Here is a 19042-nt window from a genome sequence, read left to right as displayed (position 1 = left end):
TGCCGAGGGTGAGAGTCAGGGCATGAGCTGGTACTCCGGGAAGTTCCCGGGCAGCCGCTCCCCCGCCGGGCCCCGTGTCACCGCCCGTACCAGTAGCTCACCGCCGACGAAGGCGCCGCGCCAGGACGCGCCGAACCCGCCGAACAGCTCGTCCCGGTCGCCGCGGGAGCGCGGGACGCCGTGCCCGGTCTTGAAGGCGCGGATGTGCGGGGCGAGCCGGTCGTAGGTGGCCCGGTCGTCCGTGGCGAGCGTGGCCACCAGCGCGCCGTTGGACGCGTTCATGGCGGCCAGCAGTTCGGCCTCGGTGTCGACGAGGACGATCGTGTCGACCGGCCCGAAGGGCTCCGCGTGGTGCAGCGGGGAGGACGGCGGCGGACCGAGCAGGGTGACCGGGTGGACGTAGGCGGAGGTGTCCTGGCCCGGCAGGAAGCGCGCCTCGTCCGGCCGGGCCCGGTACAGCGGCACGGCGCCCCGGTCGACGGCCTCGGCCACCTGGTCGGTCAGCTCCTTGGCCTTGGCCGCGTTGATCAGCGGCCCGAAGTCCAGCTCGGGGAGCGGGTCGGCCGGGTCCGCCACGGCGAGCGGGTGGCCGACGCGGACGGCCCGGACCGCCGGCAGGTAGGCGGCGAGGAACGCGTCGAACAGGGAGCGCTGGACGACGAAGCGCGGGTAGGCGGTGCAGCGCTGTTTGCCGTAGTCGAACAGGCGGGGGACGACGGCGGTGAGCGCGGTCCAGTCGGAGAAGTCCCAGACGCCCCAGGTGTTGAGGCCCTCTTGTTCCAGGATGTGCCGTTTGCCCAGGTCGGCGACGGCGGTGGCGACGGCCGCGCCGGTGTCGCGCCCTCCGACGAAGGACACACAGCCGATCTCCGGGGCCCGCACCAGCGCCTGGTTCAGCTCGCGCCCGCTGCCGCCGACCAGGGTCAGGGGCACTCCTTCGCGGGCGGCCAGCGCCGCGGCGAGGGTGAGGCATGCCACACCGCCGTCGGTCGGGGTCTTGGCGATGACCGCGTTGCCCGCCAGCGCCTGCACGAGAGCGGCGTGCACGAGCACGCTCATCGGGTAGTTCCAGCTGGCGATGTTCGACACGGGCCCGTCCAGCGGGGCCCGGCCCGCGAGCATCGGTTCGATCCCGTCGACGTACCAGCGCACGCCGTCGATCGCCCGGTCCACGTCCGCGAGCGCGAGCCGCCACGGCTTGCCGATCTCCCAGACGAGCAGCAGGGCGAGCAGGTCCCGGTGCTCGGCGAGCGCGTCCAGGGTGGCGGCGACGCGGGCCCGCCGTTCGGGCAGCGGGACGTGCCGCCAGGCGCGGTGCTGGTCCAGCGCGGCGCGTACCGCCCGCTGGGCGGTGTCGCCGTCCAGGCGGGGCGCGCCGGCGACGGGGGTGCCGTCGACCGGGGTGGTGGCGGGCAGTGTCCGGCCGTCGGGGCGCCAGACACCGGCCCACAGATTGCCGGCGGCCTGTTCCCGGAAGGCCTCGGGGGCGACCGTGAGACAGCGCTGCCAGGCGTCGGCGTAGGAGGTGCCGGGTTTGAGGAGTGCGACGGGGGAAGGGGTCGGCGGCTGTGGGGTGAGGGTGGGTGCCATGCGTGGTCTCCGCTCTTGCTGGGCGGGGATGGAGGGTGCGGGGAGTTACCTGCCTTCTCTCGGGAGGCGAGGTCCCCGCTCCTGGCGGGAGGCGGGGTACCTGCCTTTTCTCAGGAGGCGGCGGTGCGGGAGGCACGCGCCTGCGCTCAGCCCTGCCGCAGCGCCTCCAGCACCGCGCGGGCCGTCTCCGTGGGGGTGCGGCCCACCCGCACCCCGGCCGCCTCCAGGGCCTCCTGTTTGGCGCGGGCGGTGCCGGTGGAGCCGGAGACGATGGCGCCGGCGTGGCCCATCGTCCGGCCCTCGGGCGCGGTGAACCCGGCGATGTAGCCGACGACGGGCTTGGTGACGTGGTCGCGTATGTAGGCGGCGGCCCGTTCCTCCGCGTCGCCGCCTATCTCCCCGATCAGGACGATCAGTTCGGTGTCGGGGTCGTCCTGGAACGCGGCCAGGCAGTCGATGTGGCTGGTGCCGACGACGGGGTCCCCGCCGATGCCGACGCAGGTGGAGAAGCCGGTGTCGCGCAGCTCGTGCATGAGCTGGTAGGTGAGGGTGCCGGATTTGGAGACCAGGCCGATCCGGCCGGGTTTGGCGATGTCGGCGGGGATGATGCCCGCGTTCGACTGGCCCGGGGAGATCAGGCCGGGGCAGTTGGGTCCGATGACGCGCGTGCCCCGCCGCCGCGCGTACGCGGTGAAGGCGACGGTGTCGTGGACGGGGATGCCCTCGGTGATGACGACGGCCAGCGGGATCCGGGCGTCGGCGGCCTCGGTGACGGCCGCCTTGGCGAAGGCGGGCGGGACGAAGACGACGCTGACGTCCGCGCCGGTCGCCCGTATGCCGTCGGCGACCGAGCCGAACACGGGCAGCGGGTGTCCGTCGACGTCGACGGTTCGGCCGGCCTTGCGCGGGTTGACCCCGCCGACGACGTTCGTGCCGGCCGCGAGCATGCGCCGGGTGTGCTTCATGCCCTCGGCGCCGGTCATGCCCTGCACGAGGATCCTGCTCTCCGTGGTGAGGTGGATGGCCATGTCCGGGCTCCTCAGGCGGTGTGGGCGAGTTCGGCGGCCCGGCGGGCGGCGCCGTCCATGGTGGCGACCTGTTCGACCAGCGGGTGCGCGCGGGCGTCGAGGATCGCCCGGCCGCGGGCGGCGTTGTTGCCGTCGAGGCGCACGACGAGCGGCTTGGTGGGCTGGATGCGGTCGACGGCCGCCAGGATGCCGTCGGCGACGGTGTCGCAGGCGGTGATCCCGCCGAAGACGTTGACGAGGACGCTGCGGACGGCGGGGTCGGCGAGGACCACCGAGAGCGCGTCGGCCATGACCTCCGCCGAGGCTCCGCCGCCGATGTCGAGGAAGTCGGCGGGGCGGGCGCCGCAGCCGGCGACGACGTCCAGGGTCGACATGACGAGGCCGGCGCCGTTGCCGATGATCCCGACCTCGCCGTCGAGCTTGACGTAGTTGATCCCGCGGGCGGCTGCCTCGCTCTCCAGTGGATCACGGTGCTCCGCGTCGTCGGCGCCCCAACGGGTCTGCCGGAAGCGCGCGTTGTCGTCCAGGGTGACCTTGCCGTCGAGGGCGAGGACCTGCCCCTGGGCGGTGCGCACCAGCGGGTTGACCTCGACCAGCAGGGCGTCCTCGTCGACCAGCACCTGCCACAGCCGGACGAGGACGTCGGCGGTCTGCGGCGGCAGCCCGGCGGCCCGCGCGATCTCCCCGGCCTTGGCGGAGGTCACGCCCTCGGCCCGGTCGACCGGGATACGCGCCACGGCCTCGGGGTGGTGCGCGGCGACCTCCTCGATGTCCACCCCGCCCTGCGCGGAGGCGATGGCGAGGAAGCCGCCGGCCGCCCGGTCCAGGACGTAGGAGACGTAGAACTCCTCGGCGACGTCGACCGGTTCGGCCAACATCAGCGTGCCGACCCGATGGCCGTTGATGTCCATTCCGAGGATCTGCCGTGCCGTCAGTTCGGCGGCGGCCGGGTCGGCGGCGAGCCGGACTCCGCCCGCCTTGCCGCGCCCGCCGGTCTTCACCTGAGCCTTGACCACGGCCCGGCCGCCGAGCCGCCGGGCGATCTCCCGGGCCTGCTTGGGCGACCGGGTGACCTCGGCCCGCGGCACCGGGATGCCGTGGTCCTGGAAGAGCTGTCGTGCCTGGTGTTCGTACAGGTCCATGCCGGCTCCTGTCTGCGGGGATCATCGCGCGCGCTCGGCTGACCGGAATCGACCGGACGCCGATGACCGAAAACTGTGTACGCCCCCTGGACACCGCCCACTGGATGCGGGATAACAAGCTTCATACAGTATTCGTCGACTGTATGCAATCTACTGCATACAGACCGACCTACCGCATGCACCGCCCCTCCACACACCGCTGTATGCACCGCTCACCGCTCAACACGCACCGCTCCGCACGCATCCCCGTGAGCCGCCCAACCTCCTACGAAAGGGACGGGACTCCGCCATGCCCGACGACACCCAGGACGTGATCTCCGGTGGCCATCTCGTCGCCAAGGCCCTGAAGGCCGAAGGCGTCGACCGCATCTACACCCTGTGCGGCGGCCACATCATCGACATCTACGACGGCTGCGTGGACGAGGGGATAGAAGTCGTCGACGTCCGCCACGAGCAGGTCGCCGCGCACGCCGCCGACGGCTACGCCCGGATCACCGGCAAGCCGGGCTGCGCGGTGGTCACCGCGGGGCCCGGGACGACCGACGCCGTCACCGGCGTCGCCAACGCCTTCCGCGCCGAGTCCCCGATGCTGCTGATCGGCGGTCAGGGCGCGCTCACCCAGCACAAGATGGGGTCCCTCCAGGACCTGCCGCACGTCGACATGATGACGCCGATCACCAAGTTCGCGGCGGCGGTGCCGGACACGGCCCGCGCGGCGGACATGGTGTCGATGGCCTTCCGCGAGTGCTACCACGGCGCGCCGGGCCCCTCCTTCCTGGAGATCCCCCGGGACGTCCTCGACGCGAAGGTGCCGGTCGCCAGGGCCCGTGTCCCGCAGCCCGGCGCCTACCGGGCCTCGACCCGCTCGGCCGGCGACCCGGAGGCCGTGGAGAAGCTCGCCGACCTGCTCGTCCACGCCGAGAAGCCGGCGATCCTGCTGGGCAGCCAGGTGTGGACGACCCGGGGCACCGAGGCCGCGATCGAGCTGGTGCGCACCCTGAACGTCCCGGCGTACATGAACGGCGCCGGACGCGGCACGCTCCCGCCCGGAGACCCGCACCACTTCCAGCTCTCCCGCCGGTACGCCTTCTCCCACGCCGACGTCATCGTCATCGTCGGCACCCCGTTCGACTTCCGCATGGGCTACGGCAAGCGCCTCTCCCCCGACGCCACGGTCGTGCAGATCGACCTCGACTACCGCACGGTCGGCAAGAACCGCGACATCGGCCTGGGCATCGTCGGCGACGCGGGCCTGGTCCTGAAGTCGGTGACGGAGGCCGCCGCCGGCCGGCTCAACGGCAGCGCGGCCAGGCGCAAGGAGTGGCTGGACGAACTGCGGGCGGCCGAGCAGACGGCGATCGAGAAGCGGCTGCCGCAGCTGCGGTCCGACGCCTCCCCGATCCACCCGTACCGGCTGGTCAGCGAGATCAACGACTTCCTGACCGAGGACTCGATCTACATCGGCGACGGCGGCGACATCGTCACCTTCTCCGGGCAGGTCGTCCAGCCCAAGTCGCCCGGCCACTGGATGGACCCGGGCCCCCTCGGCACCCTCGGCGTCGGCATCCCCTTCGTGCTCGCCGCCAAGCAGGCCCGCCCCGACAAGGAGGTGGTCGCCCTCTTCGGCGACGGCGCCTTCTCCCTCACCGGCTGGGACTTCGAGACCCTGGTCCGCTACGACCTCCCGTTCGTCGGGATCGTCGGCAACAACTCCTCGATGAACCAGATCCGTTACGGCCAGGCCGCCAAGTACGGCAAGGACCGCGAACGGGTCGGCAACACCCTCGGCGACGTCCCGTACGACAAGTTCGCGCAGATCCTCGGCGGTTACGGCGAGGAGGTCCGCGACCCCGCCGACATCGGCCCCGCCCTGCGCCGGGCCCGCGAGTCCGGCAAGCCGTCGCTGATCAACGTCTGGGTCGACCCGGACGCGTACGCCCCCGGAACCATGAACCAGACCATGTACAAGTGAGGTGGCCCGCATGACTGGAACGCCCACCAAGGCCCTGGCCGGCATCCGCGTCCTGGACATGACCCACGTCCAGTCCGGGCCGTCCGCCACCCAGCTGCTCGCCTGGCTCGGCGCCGACGTCGTCAAGCTGGAGGCACCGACCGGCGACATCACCCGCAAGCAGCTGCGGGACCTGCCGGACGTCGACTCCCTGTACTTCACGATGCTCAACTGCAACAAGCGGAGCATCACGCTGAACACCAAGACCGAGCGCGGCAAGGAGATCCTCACCGAGCTGATCAGGCGCTCGGACGTCATGGTGGAGAACTTCGGACCGGGCGCCGTCGACCGGATGGGCTTCACCTGGGACCGCATCAGGGAGATCAACCCGCGGATCGTCTACGCCTCCATCAAGGGGTTCGGGGACGGCCCGTACACCAACTTCAAGGCGTACGAGGTCGTCGCGCAGGCCATGGGCGGGTCGATGTCGACCACCGGCTTCGAGGACGGGCCGCCGCTGGCGACGGGGGCCCAGATCGGGGACTCGGGGACGGGCGTGCACGCCGTGGCGGGGATTCTCGCGGCGCTGTTCCAGCGCGAGCGGACCGGGCGCGGGCAGCGGGTCAACGTGGCCATGCAGCACGCGGTGCTCAACCTGTGCCGGGTGAAGCTGCGGGACCAGCAGCGCCTGGCGCACGGGCCGCTCGCCGAGTACCCCAACGAGGACTTCGGCGAGGAGGTGCCCCGCTCGGGGAACGCGTCCGGCGGCGGTCAGCCGGGCTGGGCGGTCCGGTGCGCGCCGGGCGGCCCGAACGACTACGTGTACGTCATCGTCCAGCCCGTCGGCTGGAAGCCGATCACCGAACTCATCGGCCGGCCCGAACTCGCCGAGGACCCCGAGTGGGCGACCCCGGAGGCCCGGCTGCCGAAGCTGGGCAAGATGTTCCAGCTGATCGAGGAGTGGTCGGCGACGCTGCCCAAGTGGGAGGTGCTGGAGCGGCTGAACGCGCACAACATCCCGTGCGGCCCGATCCTGTCCACGAAGGAGATCATCGAGGACGCCTCGCTCGCCGCCAACGAGATGGTGGTCCGCGTCCCGCACCCCGAGCGCGGCGAGTTCGTCACCGTCGGCAGCCCGCTCAAGCTCTCCGACTCCCCCGTCGAGGTGACCAGCTCACCCCTGCTCGGCGAGCACAACGAAGAGGTCTACGTCGGCGAACTGGGCCTCGGTGACGAGGAACTGCGCCTGCTGAAGTCGAACGGGGTGATCTGACGTGATGGCCGAGGACCGGGTACTGCGGGTGCGGTCCCTGCTGGAGTCGGTGCGGGCCGGGGGCCGTACGGCGCTGACCGCGCCCGAGGGCCGGCTGGTCGCCGAGGCGTACGGGATCGCCGTACCGGGCGAGGAACTGGCGACCGACGTGGACGAGGCGGTGGCCGCGGCGGCGCGTCTCGGCGGGCCGGTGGTGCTGAAGATCGTCTCGCCGGACATCCTGCACAAGACCGAGGCGGGCGGGGTCGTGGTGGGGGTGGAGGGCGCGGCCGGCGTACGGGCCGCGTTCCACCGGATCGTGGAGAACGCGCGCGCCTACGACGCCGCGGCCCGGATCGAGGGCGTGCTGGTGCAGGAGATGCTGCCGGCGGGCCAGGAGGTGATCGTCGGCGCGGTCACCGATCCGACCTTCGGGAAGGTGGTGGCGTTCGGGCTCGGCGGCGTGCTGGTCGAGGTGCTGAAGGACGTCACCTTCCGCCTCGCGCCGGTCTCCGCCGACGAGGCGCTGTCGATGCTCGACTCCATCCGGTCGGCGGAGATCCTGCGCGGGGTCCGCGGCCAGGCCGGTGTGGACCGGTGGGCGGTGGCCGAACAGATCCGCCGGGTGTCCCAACTCGTCGCGGACTTCCCGGAGATAGCCGAGGTGGACCTCAATCCGGTGATCGCGACGGCCGAGGGCGCGGTCGCCGCCGACATCCGGATCCTGCTCGCCGAACGGCAGCCGGCACCGCGGCGGACGTACACGCGCGAGGAGATCCTCGCGTCCATGCGGCGGCTGATGCAGCCCGCCTCCGTCGCCGTGATCGGCGCCTCCAACGAGCCCGGCAAGATCGGCAACTCGGTGATGCGCAACCTGGTCGACGGCGGTTTCGCCGGGGACATCCACCCGGTGAACCCCAAGGCCGACGACATCCTGGGCCGCAAGGCGTACAAGAGCGTCACGGACGTGCCGGGCGAGGTGGACGTGGCCGTCTTCGCCATTCCGGCCCGCTTCGTCGCCGCGGCCCTGGAGGAGGTGGGGCGCAAGGGCATCCCCAACGCCGTCCTGATCCCCTCCGGTTTCGCGGAGACCGGCGAGCACGAACTCCAGGCGGAGATCGTGGCGATCGCCGAGCGGCACGGCATCCGCCTGCTCGGACCGAACATCTACGGCTACTACTCCACCTGGCAGGACCTGTGCGCCACGTTCTGCACGCCGTACGACGTCAAGGGCGGGGTGGCGCTGACCTCGCAGTCCGGTGGCATCGGCATGGCCATCCTCGGCTTCGCCCGCACCACCAAGACGGGTGTGTCGGCGATCGTCGGCCTCGGCAACAAGTCGGACCTGGACGAGGACGACCTGCTGACCTGGTTCGGCGAGGACCCGCACACCGAGTGCATCGCCATGCACCTCGAAGACCTCAAGGACGGGCGGGCGTTCGTGGAGGCGGCCCGCGCGACCGTGCCGAAGAAGCCGGTCGTGGTGCTGAAGGCGGGCCGTACGGCGGCGGGCGCGAAGGCGGCCGGCTCGCACACCGGCGCGCTCGCGGGCGACGACGCGGTCTACGACGACATCCTCCGGCAGGCCGGGGTCATCCGGGCGCCGGGCCTGAACGACATGCTGGAGTACGCGCGCGCGTTGCCGGTGCTGCCCACTCCGAAGGGGGACAACGTGGTGATCATCACCGGTGCGGGCGGCAGCGGTGTGCTGCTGTCGGACGCGGTGACGGACAACGGGCTGTCCCTGATGGAGATCCCGCCCGACCTGGACGAGGCGTTCCGCCGGTTCATCCCGCCGTTCGGCGCGGCCGGCAACCCCGTCGACATCACCGGGGGCGAGCCGCCGTCGACGTACGAGGCGACGATCCGGCTGGGCCTGGAGGACCCGCGCATCCACGCCCTGGTGCTCGGCTACTGGCACACCATCGTCACCCCGCCGATGGTGTTCGCCGAACTCACCGCGCGCGTGGTCGCCGAGTTCCGCGAGCGGGGCGTCGAGAAGCCGGTCGTGGCGTCGCTGGCCGGTGACGTGGAGGTGGAGGAGGCCTGCCAGTACCTGTTCGAGCGGGGGGTCGTGGCGTATCCGTACACGACCGAGAAGCCGGTGGCGGTGCTCGGCGCGAAGTACCGGTGGGCCCGGGCGGCCGGACTCCTGGGAGGCGGTTCATGAGCTGAGCGGAACGGGGCCGGCCGGCGGTGCGCGCCGGCCGGACCCGGGACCCGTCTGCGCACGAAAGGCATGGGACAGGGGGCGCTGGCCAGAACTTTCGACGCAAGGGGTGAGCGATGAGAACGACCGATTGCGCGACGTCCGTGCCGTACCGGGAAGTGACGGACCGGAACGGACGCGTGTACCGGGTCGGCGAGTCCGACATCGACATCATGGGCCGCAGACGCACCTGGATGGTCATCCTGCCCTGGGTGGGCATGATGGGCATCAGCTCCGCCGAGTACGCGTTCACGTCGGCGGAGGACACGCTCCACGAGGCGCATCTGTGGAGCAGCGGACACATCTTCTGGCTGATGGGCGTCTGGGTGTTCTTCCAGGCGGCCGTGGCCTTCCCGGCGGGGCGGCTGCGGGAGAGCGGCCGGCTGCCCGCCCGTACGGCGATGCTGCTCGGCGCGGTCGGCACGCTGCTGGGCTATCTGTCCCTGGCGTACGCGCCGCACGTCGCCGTCGCCTACCTCGGCTTCGGCATGTGCAGTGGCATCGGCGCCGGCCTGGTCTACGCGACCTGCGTGAACATGGTCGGCAAGTGGTATCCGGAGCGCAAGGGCGGCAAGACCGGCTTCGTCAACGGCGGGTTCGCCTACGGCTCGGTGCCGTTCGTGTTCCTGTTCACGTCGTACCTGGACCTGGGCAACTACCGCGGTGTGCTGGTCACGGTCGGGGTCGGACTGTGCCTGGTGGTGGCGTCCGCCGGCTGGTTCTTCAAGGACCCGCCGAAGAACTGGTGGCCCGCGCACGTCGACCCGCTCACGGTGACCCAGGACCCGAAGATCCGGCGGGCGCTGGAGAAGAACCCGCCGGCGGTGAAGCAGTACACCCCCAAGGAGGCGGCCCGTACCCCTGTTCTGTGGATGATGTGGTTCTGTCTGCTGTGCACGGCCGGGATCAATATCTTCGGCATCGCCTTCCAGGTGCCGTTCGGCAAGGACATGGGCTTCGCGGGCGGGATCGTGGCGACGGCGATGTCCCTGAAGGCCATCGTCAACGGCACCGGTCGCGGGGTCATCGGCTGGATATCCGACCGCTACGGGCGCCGCCACACGCTGATCATCGTGTGCGTCGTGCTCGGCTCGGCGCAGTTCGGTGTGCTGGTCTCCGGCCAGACGGGCAGCATGCCGTTCTTCCTGCTGTGCTCCATGGTCTCGGGTTTCGGCGGCGGGGCGATCTTCCCGCTGTTCGCGGCCATGACGGCGGACTACTTCGGCGAGAACAACAACGCCTCCAACTACGGGATGGTCTACAGCTCGAAGCTCGTCTCCGGGCTCGTCGGCTCGGGCCTGGGCGCGGTCGTCGTCGACGCGTGGGACTACCACGGCGCGTTCGTCCTCGCGGGCTCGGTCGGGCTGGCCTCCGCGGTGCTGGCGCTCTTCCTGAAGGCCCCGGGCAGGCCGAAGGCCCGGCGCATCGTCCCCAACCCGCACCCCCTCGGTGAGGAGATGGCATAAGCATGACGGCAGATCCACTCTCGGCCGACCTGCACGCCGCACCACGTCCCTACCGCGAGGTGACCGACTCGCACGGCCGCGTCTACCGCGTGGGCGAGACCGACCGGGACATCCTCGGCCACTCCCGCAAGCTCATGGTCTACCTGCCGTGGATCGCCATGATGGCGATCAGCGTCTTCGAGTACGCGTACGGCTCCGCGGAGGACACCCTCTCGCACGCGCACGGCTGGACCCAGTCCAACACCTTCTGGATCCTCAGCGTCTGGGTGTTCTTCCAGGCCGGCATCGCCTTCCCGGCGGGCTGGCTGCGCGAGAAGGGCATCCTGACGGCCCGCCGCGCGATGTACACCGGCTCCGGTCTGTGCCTGGTCGGCTTCCTGGCCCTGTCCCATCTGGGCGAGGTGTGGCTGGCGATCCTCGGCTTCGGCGTGATCGGCGGCATCGGCGCCGGGCTGGTGTACGCGACGTGCATCAACATGGTCGGCAAATGGTTCCCCGAACGGCGCGGCGCCCGCACGGGCTTCGTCAACGGCGGCTTCGCCTACGGCTCGCTGCCGTTCATCTTCATCTTCAACTACGCCTTCGACACGGAGAACTACCACCGGGTCCTGGACCTCATCGGCGTCTACGTGATGATCGTGGTGTTCGCCTCGGCGTTCTTCTTCAAGGACCCGCCGAAGAACTGGTGGCCCGCGGACATCGACCCGCTCGCCTTCTCCGGTGACAGCAAGAACGCCCGGTCGCTGGCGAAGAACCCGCCCGCCGTACGGCAGTTCACGCCCAAGGAGGCCATCCGCACCGGGATGCTGCCCCTGATGTGGATCTCCATCGTGATGACCGCCGGTGTGTCGATCTTCGGGATCTCCTTCCAGGTCGACTTCGCCAAGGAGGTCGGCTTCGGCCCGCTGGTCGCGGCGTCCTCCATGGGCGTTATGGCGGTCATCAACGGCATCGGCCGCGGTGTCGTGGGCTGGCTGTCGGACCGCTGGGGACGCAAGACGACCCTCGTCTTCGTCATCGTCGTCCTCGGACTCGCCCAGTTCGGGGTCATCTGGGCCGGTGACGTCCGCAGCGAGTGGCTGTTCCTGTTCTTCGCCTTCCTCTCCGGCTTCGGCGGCGGCGCCTTCTACCCGATGTTCGCCGCGCTGACCCCGGACTACTTCGGCGAGAACTACAACGCCACCAACTACGGCCTGGTGTACAGCGGCAAGCTGGTGAGCGGCCTGTTCGGCGGCGGCCTCGGCTCCATGGTGGTCGGCGCCTGGGGCTACGACGGCGCCTACGCGCTGGCCGGCGGGGTCTCGATGGTGGCGGCGGCGCTCGCGCTCCTGCTGCGCCAGCCGGGCCGCCGCTCCCGTGGCGGCGAGCCGGTACCGGCCGCGAAGCCGCACCCGGCCACCTGACCGCCCCGCTCCCCCTCTGCACGGCGCAACCGGTGTTCCCCCTCCCGGCCCGCTCGTCGGGCCCCGGAGGGGGAACTCCGCGTGCGGCTGCCCACCGGGCCGACGGCTCCTGGCCGGCCGCCCGCCACACAGGCCGCGTCCCGCCCGTCGTACGGGAGGGGCCGACGTTCGGTGAGGACACCGCCCGGCTCGCGCTCCGCTCGTGCCACGAACGCGGCCACCCCGCGGCGGAGACCCCACCCGACTCGCGCTCCCCTACCGCCACCACCCCGGGCGGCCCGCCGCGACGACGCACGGCCAGGTCGCATCACGCTCGGGGTACAAGCGCGCGGCCACCCCCCGGCGAGGACACCACCCACCTCACGCCCCGCCCCCGCACGACCACAGCCAACCCACGGCGGAGACGTCACCCACCTCGCGATCCGCTCCCCGTCCCCCCCCCCCCCCGCGGTTGCCCTTCTCGAAGACGGACGGTCAGGTCGCGTTCCGCTCGTGGTACGAGCTCCGGGTGTGCTCGGTGTGTTCGCGCATCAGCCGGGTGGCGCGCGCCTCGTCACGGGCGGCGATCGCGGTGATCAGTTCGCGGTGCTCGCGCCACGACTGCCGGCCGCGCTGCCGGGCCACCGGCGTGTAGTACCAGCGGACCCGCCGGTCCACCTGGGCTGCGAGTCCGGCGAGGACGGTGTTGCCGGCCAGTTCCATCACCTTGGCGTGGAAGGCCGCGTTGAGGGCGACCGCGCGGTCCACGTCCTCGGCCGCCACCGCCGTCTCGCCCTCGGCGCACAGCTCCTCCAGCACGGTGATGCCGGCGCTGTCCGCGTGCGCGGCGGCCAGCCGGGCGGCCTCCGCCTCCAGCAGGGTGCGGACCGTGAGGAGCTGGTCGGCCTCCTCCTCGGTCGGCTCGTGGACGAACGCGCCCTGGGCGGGCCGCAGATCGACCCATCCCTCGGTGTTGAGCCGCTGGAGCGCCTCGCGCACGGGCTGCCGGGAGACGCCGAGGTGTCCGGCGAGTTCGCTCTCGACGAGGTGCTGGCCGGGCTGCAGAGCGCGGGTGGTGATGAGTTCCAGCAGCGCCTCGTAGACGCGCTCGCGCAGGGGGCCGGGGCGTTCCAGCTTGGGCACCGCCCCCTGCGGCAGTCCGGTCGACAACATCGCGGTCCCCTCCTGAGCAGGTCTGACGCGTGGGCCCTGAGACGCTCGCTTCGGCTCAGTATCGATTGTCTTTCGTCTACAGTCTACGGTGCACAGTATTCATCACCAGGCGTGCGGAAGCACGAGACAATCCAGCCGAGTACGCATCTGAGCCCCCTGTGGCTCGTCTGCGCACCGCGCCGCTACGGGCACCGCACGACCTGACCGGCGTACGACAGGTTGCCGCCGAAACCGAACAGCAGCACCGGGTCGCCCGTGCTGAGCGCTCCCCGTTCGGCCAGCTTGGAGAAGGCGAGCGGGATGCTGGCGGCCGAGGTGTTGCCGGACTCGGTCACGTCGCGGGCGACCACCGCGCGCACGGCGCCGAGCTTCTCGGCCAGCGGCTCGATGATCCGCAGGTTGGCCTGGTGCAGCACGACCCCGGCGAGGTCCTCGGGGGCCAGCCCGGCCTTCTCGCAGGCCTGGCGGGCGATGGCCGGGAGCTGGGTGGTGGCCCAGCGGTAGACGCTCTGCCCCTCCTGCGCGAACCGCGGCGGTGTCCCCTCGATCCGCACGGCGTGCCCCATCTCCGGCACCGAGCCCCACAGCACCGGCCCGATGCCGGGCTCCCGGTCCGGCCCGCAGGCCTCCACCACGGCCGCCCCGGCGCCGTCGCCGACGAGGACGCAGGTGCTGCGGTCGGTCCAGTCGGTGACGTCGGACATCTTGTCGGCGCCGATGACGAGCGCCCGGGTCGCGGCGCCCGCCCGGACGGTGTGGTCGGCGGTGGCGAGGGCGTGGGTGAAGCCGGCGCAGACGACGTTGACGTCCATCGCGGCGGGCCGCGGGATGCCGAGGCGGGCGGCCACCCGGGCGGCGGTGTTCGGGGAACGGTCGATCGCGGTGGACGTGGCCACCAGCACCAGGTCGATGTCGGCGGGCGCGAGTCCGGCCGCCGCGAGGGCCTTGGCGGCGGCGTGCGCGGCCAGTTCGTCGACCGGTTCGTCGGGGCCGGCGATGTGCCGGGTCCGGATGCCGACCCGGCTGCGGATCCACGCGTCACTGGTGTCGACCATGCCCGCCAGGTCGTCGTTGGTGAGCACCTTGGCGGGCTGGTAGTGACCGATGGCGGCGATGCGCGAGCCGTTCATGCCGGGTATCCCCTCGTGCCGTGGGTAACGGGATCCACAGTCTGATCAGTGACTCGCGAGTACGACGGCAGGTGAAGCCACAGGAATCGGGCGCCCGGGTTGTCGGCTTCGCTCAGGCCCCCGGACGCCCGGCTCTTTCACCCGGTGAACAGCTGTGTCGCCTTCCGCACCAGCTCGTACAGGCCGTAGGCGAGGGGGGTGCCCACCCACAGCCAGGCGAAGGCGATCAGGCCCCTGCGGCTAGGCGGGCTGCTGTCGCTGGACATCCGCGGCCTCCTTCGGGGCGGTGAGGTGGTGGCGGGGGTGGACGGGACGGACGAGTTCGCCGGCGACGAAGCCGACGACGAGCAGGCCGATCATGATGCCGAACGACAGCCCGTACAGCGCCGGGCCGTGCTTGCCGGCCGCCTGCTGCCGGTCGGCGATCCAGTTGACGATCAGCGGCCCGAGCACGCCGGCCGTGGACCAGGCGGTCAGCAGCCGGCCGTGGATGGCACCGACCTGGTAGGTGCCGAAGAGGTCCTTCAGGTAGGCGGGGATCGTCGCGAAGCCGCCGCCGTAGAAGGAGAGGATCACCAGCGCGCAGAGCACGAACAGCGGTTTGGACGTGTCCCCGAACAGCGCGATCAGCAGGTACATCAGCGCGCCGACGCCGAGGTAGACGCGGTAGACGTTCTTGCGGCCGATTCGGTCGGAGGTGGAGGACCAGCCGATGCGGCCGGCCATGTTGGCGGCCGACAGCAGCGCGACGAAACCGGCCGCTGCCGAGGCCGACACGGGGGTGGGGCCGTCCGCGAAGAAGTCGGTGATCATCGGCGCGGCCTTCTCCAGGATGCCGATGCCCGCGGTCACGTTCGTGCACAGCACGACCCACAGGAACCAGAACTGCGGGGTGCGCACGGCCTCGCGGGCGGAGACCTGCACGCCCTCGACGGCGCTCGGCGCGCTCTCGACGGGCTTCCCGGTACGCGGCACACGGACCAGGAGGACGCCGAGGGTCATGAAGGCGGCGTACGACAGCCCGTGCACCAGGAAGGCGAGGGCGATGCCGTCGTGGTCGGAGCCGAAGGATTGGAGCATCTGGGCCGACCACGGCGAGGCGATCAGCGCGCCGCCGCCGAAACCCATGATGGCGATGCCGGTGGCCATGCCGGGCCGGTCCGGGAACCACTTGATGAGGGTGGAGACGGGTGAGATGTAGCCGATGCCGAGGCCGATCCCGCCGACGAAGCCGTAGCCGAGGACGATCAGCCAGTACTGCTTCGTCCCCGCGCCGAGCGCGGCGATCAGGAAGCCGGAGGAGAAGCAGACGAGGGCCACGGTCATCGCCCAGCGCGGCCCGTTGCGCTCGACGAGCGTGCCGCCGAACGCGGCCGACAGCCCGAGCATCACGATCGCCAGCTGGAAGGGCAGCGCGCTCTGGGTGCCGTCGAGACCCAGCGCGGATTCGAGCGGCGGCTTGAAGACGCTCCAGGCGTACGCCTGGCCGATGGAGAGGTGGACGGACAGGGCGGCGGGCGGGACCAGCCAGCGGCTCCAGCCCGGGGGTGCGACAGGGGGGCTGCTCATGACGCCGGACGGTAGGGCGGGGCCCGGGAGTTGAGAAGCCGGCCGTCGACCGTATGCGGTGAACGGTATGCGTACTGCGCTCAACGGTCGCCGTGCGAGCCCGGGTTCGCCGCGCGAACCCTGCAACGGTCGGCGCGCGCACCCTTGCTGACACCAACTCCATACTGTAGACAATATTTCGTCGACAGGATTCAGCCGACGTTTCCGTCGGCTCCGGTCCTCACCTCCGCGGTATCCCTCAAACCGAACGGAGCGTCCCTGTGAAAGTCGCAGTCCTCGGCGCCGGTGCCATCGGCGCCTACGTCGGTGCCGCGCTCCACCGCGCCGGCGCCGACGTGCACCTCATCGCCCGTGGACCGCATCTCGCGGCCATGAGGCGGCACGGCGTGCGCGTGGTCAGCCCGCGCGGTGACTTCACCGCGCACCCCCACGCCACCGACGACCCGGCCGAGGTCGGCCCGGTCGACCACGTCTTCCTGGGCCTGAAGGCCACCGCGTACGCGGCGTGCGGGCCGCTGATCGCACCCCTGCTGCACGAGCGCACCACGGTGGTGGCGGCGCAGAACGGCATCCCCTGGTGGTACTTCCACCGGCACGGCGGCCCCTACGACGGCCACCGCCTGGAGAGCGTCGACCCGGACGGCGCCGTCAGCGCGGTCCTGGCCCCCGAACGGGCCGTCGGCTGCGTCGTCTACGCGGCGACGGAACTCGCGGCGCCCGGCGTGGTGCGGCACCTGGAGGGCACCCGGTTCTCCCTCGGCGAGCCCGACCGCAGCGTCTCGGCGCGCTGCCTGGAGCTGAGCGGGGCCATGCAGGCCGGCGGGCTGAAGTGCCCCGTGGAACCGGACCTGCGCAACGACATCTGGCTCAAGCTGCTCGGGAACATCTCCTTCAACCCGATCAGCGCCCTGGCCCGGGCCACCATGCGGCAGATGTGCCGGCACGGCGGCACCCGCCGGGTCATCGAGACGATGATGCGCGAGACGCTCTGTGTCGCCGAGGTCCTCGGCTGTGAGGTGGGCGTCTCCATCGAACGCCGGCTCGCCGGTGCGGAACGCGTCGGCGACCACCGCACCTCCACCCTCCAGGACCTGGAGCGCGGCAAGCCGCTGGAGCTGGACGTGCTGCTCGCCGCCGTCGTCGAACTCGCGGAGATCACCGGCGTGGAGGTGCCCACCCTGCGCACCGTGCACGCCATCTCGGACCTGCTCGCGCTGAGGAGCGCCGCATGAGGAACCGGCAACCGAAGACCTACACCCGGCTGACGCACCCCCTGGTGCGCGACTCCCGTGACGAGCCGTTCCGGGAGGCGACCTGGGAGGAGGCGCTGGACCGCGCCGCCCGGGGCCTGGAGCGCAACCGGGGCGCGTTCGGAATGTTCTCCTGCGCCCGCGCCACCAACGAGATGAACTACGTGGCGCAGAAGTTCGCGCGGGTGGTGATGGGCACCAACAACGTCGACTCCTGCAACCGGACGTGTCACGCGCCCAGCGTCGCCGGGCTGTCGGCCGCGTTCGGCTCCGGCGGCGGCACCTCGTCGTACGAGGAGATCGAGCACACCGACGTCATCGTGATGTGGGGCTCCAACGCCCGCTTCGCGCACCCGATCTTCTTCCAGCACGTGCTGAAGGGCATCCGCAACGGCGCCCGCATGTACGCCGTCGACCCGCGCCGGACCTCCACCGCCGAGTGGGCGGAGAGCTGGCTCGGGCTGAACGTCGGCACCGACATCCCGATGGCGCACGCGATCGGCCGGGAGATCATCCGCGCCGGGCTGGTGAACGAGGCGTTCGTCGCGCGGGCGACCACCGGCTTCGAGGAGTACCGCAAGCTGGTCGAGCCCTGGACCCTGTCCCTGGCCGAGAAGGTGACCGGCGTACCGGCCCGCGCCATCCGGGAGCTGGCCCACGCCTACGCCCGTGCCGAACGCGCCCAGCTGTGCTGGACCCTCGGCATCACCGAGCACCACAACGGCACCGACAACGTCCGCGCGCTGATCAACCTCTCCCTGCTCACCGGGCATGTCGGCCGCTACGGCTCCGGGCTCCAGCCGCTGCGCGGGCAGAACAACGTGCAGGGCGGCGGCGACATGGGCGCCATCCCCAACCGGCTGCCCGGCTTCCAGGACATCCTCGATCCCGGTGTCCGGCTGAAGTTCGAGTCGGCCTGGGACACCGTCATCCAGCCGCACTACGGGCTGAACCTGACGGAGATGTTCGAGGCGATGGAGGACGGCGGGCTGCGTGCGGTGTACTGCGTCGGGGAGAACCCGGCCCAGTCCGAGGCCGACAGCGAGCAGGCCGTACGCCGCCTGAAGGCGCTGGACTTCCTCGTCGTCCAGGACATCTTCCTCACGAGGACCGCCGAACTGGCGGACGTGGTCCTGCCCGCGACCGCCGGCTGGGCGGAGACCGAGGGCACCACGACCAACAGCGAGCGGCGCGTGCAGCGGGTGCGGCGGGCCGTCACCCCGCCCGGTGAGGCCCGCGAGGACATCGACATCATCTGCGCGCTGGCCGCCCGGCTGGGCCACGACTGGAAGTACGCCGACGCGGAGGCCGTGTGGAACGAGCTGCGGTCGGTGTCCCCGGACCACTACGGGATGACGTACCGCCGGCTGGAGGAGCACCAGGGCATCCAGTGGCCCTGCCCGAGCACCGAGGAACTCGAACCGCCCTTCCTGCACGGGCGGTTGTGGGAGCCGGACCCCGGGCGGCGGGGCAGGCCGGCGCCGTTCGGGCTGGTGCAGCACGATCCGCCGGTGGACCTCACGGACGAGGAGTACCCGATCCGGCTCACCACCGGCCGGCGGCTGGACTCCTACAACACCGGTGTGCAGAGCGGTGGTTTCGCCTCGCCCCTGCGGCGCGGCGAGTACATCGAGCTGTGCCCGGAGGACGCCGAGCGGTACGGCGTCGTCGTCGGCGAGGAGGTGCGGGTGTCCTCGCGGCGGGGCTCGGTCGTGGCCCCCGTGTGGATCGACACGGCCCTGCGCCCCGGCCTCGCCTTCATGACCATGCACTTTCCCGACGAGGTCGACACCAACCAGCTGACCATCGAGGCCAACTGCCCGATCGCGGGGACGGCGGAGTTCAAGGCGTCGGCGATCCGGATCGAGAAGCTGCCCGCAGTGACCTATGTGAGGTGACC

14 protein-coding genes are annotated in these 19042 nt (G+C 71.5%); 7 read left to right on the top strand and 7 right to left on the bottom strand.

Translation table 11 applies throughout. The features are described from left to right. Positions 1 to 15 precede the first annotated feature (15 nt). The 3 genes from ABZV94_RS06050 to sucC all read right to left on the bottom strand — a co-directional run bounded on the left by ABZV94_RS06050 (position 16) and on the right by sucC (position 3760). Positions 16 to 1590, bottom strand: coding sequence for an aldehyde dehydrogenase family protein (locus tag ABZV94_RS06050; protein ID WP_356337677.1), 1575 nt, complete (start codon positions 1588 to 1590; stop codon positions 16 to 18). Between the two features lie 146 nt (positions 1591 to 1736). Continuing rightward, on the bottom strand, positions 1737 to 2618 hold the full coding sequence (gene sucD, locus ABZV94_RS06045; protein ID WP_356337676.1) for a succinate--CoA ligase subunit alpha: 882 nt from the start codon (positions 2616 to 2618) through the stop codon (positions 1737 to 1739). An 11-nt stretch (positions 2619 to 2629) separates the two neighbouring features. Next, positions 2630 to 3760, bottom strand: coding sequence for an ADP-forming succinate--CoA ligase subunit beta (gene sucC, locus ABZV94_RS06040; RefSeq protein ID WP_356337673.1), 1131 nt, complete (start codon positions 3758 to 3760; stop codon positions 2630 to 2632). Between the two features lie 289 nt (positions 3761 to 4049). Here sucC and ABZV94_RS06035 point away from each other — a divergent pair, with 289 nt between their 5' ends. The 5 genes from ABZV94_RS06035 to ABZV94_RS06015 all read left to right on the top strand — a co-directional run bounded on the left by ABZV94_RS06035 (position 4050) and on the right by ABZV94_RS06015 (position 12041). Then, complete coding sequence (locus ABZV94_RS06035; RefSeq protein WP_356337671.1) at positions 4050 to 5732, top strand: thiamine pyrophosphate-binding protein; 1683 nt, start codon at positions 4050 to 4052, stop codon at positions 5730 to 5732. A gap of 10 nt (positions 5733 to 5742) precedes the next feature. After that, entirely contained in the window at positions 5743 to 6984 is a 1242-nt protein-coding gene (gene frc / locus ABZV94_RS06030) for a formyl-CoA transferase (protein WP_356337669.1), read from the top strand. Positions 6985 to 6988: 4 nt separating this feature from the next. Beyond that, entirely contained in the window at positions 6989 to 9133 is a 2145-nt protein-coding gene (locus tag ABZV94_RS06025) for an acetate--CoA ligase family protein (protein ID WP_356337666.1), read from the top strand. Between the two features lie 116 nt (positions 9134 to 9249). After that, positions 9250 to 10638 carry an OFA family MFS transporter gene (locus ABZV94_RS06020; protein WP_356337664.1) on the top strand — a complete coding sequence of 463 codons (1389 nt, stop codon included), beginning with the start codon at positions 9250 to 9252 and terminating at the stop codon, positions 10636 to 10638. A 2-nt stretch (positions 10639 to 10640) separates the two neighbouring features. Further along, positions 10641 to 12041, top strand: coding sequence for an OFA family MFS transporter (locus ABZV94_RS06015; protein ID WP_356337662.1), 1401 nt, complete (start codon positions 10641 to 10643; stop codon positions 12039 to 12041). 474 nt (positions 12042 to 12515) lie between these two features. On the opposite strand, the gene ABZV94_RS06010 is transcribed toward ABZV94_RS06015, so the two are convergent. From ABZV94_RS06010 to ABZV94_RS05995, 4 genes are all read right to left on the bottom strand, one after another. Continuing rightward, entirely contained in the window at positions 12516 to 13193 is a 678-nt protein-coding gene (locus tag ABZV94_RS06010) for a GntR family transcriptional regulator (RefSeq protein ID WP_356337660.1), read from the bottom strand. A gap of 182 nt (positions 13194 to 13375) precedes the next feature. After that, positions 13376 to 14323 carry a beta-ketoacyl-ACP synthase III gene (locus ABZV94_RS06005; protein WP_356337657.1) on the bottom strand — a complete coding sequence of 316 codons (948 nt, stop codon included), beginning with the start codon at positions 14321 to 14323 and terminating at the stop codon, positions 13376 to 13378. 137 nt (positions 14324 to 14460) lie between these two features. Further along, positions 14461 to 14589 (bottom strand): hypothetical protein, encoded by a 129-nt coding sequence (locus ABZV94_RS06000; RefSeq protein ID WP_356337655.1) that lies wholly within the window; start codon positions 14587 to 14589, stop codon positions 14461 to 14463. Continuing rightward, entirely contained in the window at positions 14564 to 15892 is a 1329-nt protein-coding gene (locus ABZV94_RS05995; protein WP_356337652.1) for an OFA family MFS transporter, read from the bottom strand. The genes ABZV94_RS06000 and ABZV94_RS05995 overlap by 26 nt, the downstream gene beginning before the upstream one ends. A gap of 260 nt (positions 15893 to 16152) precedes the next feature. Between ABZV94_RS05995 and ABZV94_RS05990 the strand changes: the two genes are divergently transcribed. After that, positions 16153 to 17124 carry a 2-dehydropantoate 2-reductase gene (locus ABZV94_RS05990; protein WP_356337650.1) on the top strand — a complete coding sequence of 324 codons (972 nt, stop codon included), beginning with the start codon at positions 16153 to 16155 and terminating at the stop codon, positions 17122 to 17124. Then, positions 17121 to 19040, top strand: coding sequence for a molybdopterin-dependent oxidoreductase (locus tag ABZV94_RS05985; protein WP_356337648.1), 1920 nt, complete (start codon positions 17121 to 17123; stop codon positions 19038 to 19040). Before ABZV94_RS05990 ends, ABZV94_RS05985 begins: the two co-directional genes overlap by 4 nt. Positions 19041 to 19042: the final 2 nt, after the last annotated feature.

The sequence above is a fragment of the Streptomyces sp. NPDC004658 genome, assembly GCF_040609555.1.
GTDB lineage: Bacteria > Actinomycetota > Actinomycetes > Streptomycetales > Streptomycetaceae > Streptomyces.
This window is presented reverse-complemented; position numbering and strand designations above follow the sequence as displayed.

What these genes read in the sequence shown, in the direction of transcription:
- ABZV94_RS06050 (WP_356337677.1), bottom strand. Translation starts at nt 1,590, where the DNA reads ATGGCACCCACCCTCACCCCACAGCCGCCGACCCCTTCCCCCGTCGCA.
- sucD (WP_356337676.1), bottom strand. Translation starts at nt 2,618, where the DNA reads ATGGCCATCCACCTCACCACGGAGAGCAGGATCCTCGTGCAGGGCATG.
- sucC (WP_356337673.1), bottom strand. Translation starts at nt 3,760, where the DNA reads ATGGACCTGTACGAACACCAGGCACGACAGCTCTTCCAGGACCACGGC.
- ABZV94_RS06035 (WP_356337671.1), top strand. Translation starts at nt 4,050, where the DNA reads ATGCCCGACGACACCCAGGACGTGATCTCCGGTGGCCATCTCGTCGCC.
- frc (WP_356337669.1), top strand. Translation starts at nt 5,743, where the DNA reads ATGACTGGAACGCCCACCAAGGCCCTGGCCGGCATCCGCGTCCTGGAC.
- ABZV94_RS06025 (WP_356337666.1), top strand. Translation starts at nt 6,989, where the DNA reads ATGGCCGAGGACCGGGTACTGCGGGTGCGGTCCCTGCTGGAGTCGGTG.
- ABZV94_RS06020 (WP_356337664.1), top strand. Translation starts at nt 9,250, where the DNA reads ATGAGAACGACCGATTGCGCGACGTCCGTGCCGTACCGGGAAGTGACG.
- ABZV94_RS06015 (WP_356337662.1), top strand. Translation starts at nt 10,641, where the DNA reads ATGACGGCAGATCCACTCTCGGCCGACCTGCACGCCGCACCACGTCCC.
- ABZV94_RS06010 (WP_356337660.1), bottom strand. Translation starts at nt 13,193, where the DNA reads ATGTTGTCGACCGGACTGCCGCAGGGGGCGGTGCCCAAGCTGGAACGC.
- ABZV94_RS06005 (WP_356337657.1), bottom strand. Translation starts at nt 14,323, where the DNA reads ATGAACGGCTCGCGCATCGCCGCCATCGGTCACTACCAGCCCGCCAAG.
- ABZV94_RS06000 (WP_356337655.1), bottom strand. Translation starts at nt 14,589, where the DNA reads ATGTCCAGCGACAGCAGCCCGCCTAGCCGCAGGGGCCTGATCGCCTTC.
- ABZV94_RS05995 (WP_356337652.1), bottom strand. Translation starts at nt 15,892, where the DNA reads ATGAGCAGCCCCCCTGTCGCACCCCCGGGCTGGAGCCGCTGGCTGGTC.
- ABZV94_RS05985 (WP_356337648.1), top strand. Translation starts at nt 17,121, where the DNA reads ATGAGGAACCGGCAACCGAAGACCTACACCCGGCTGACGCACCCCCTG.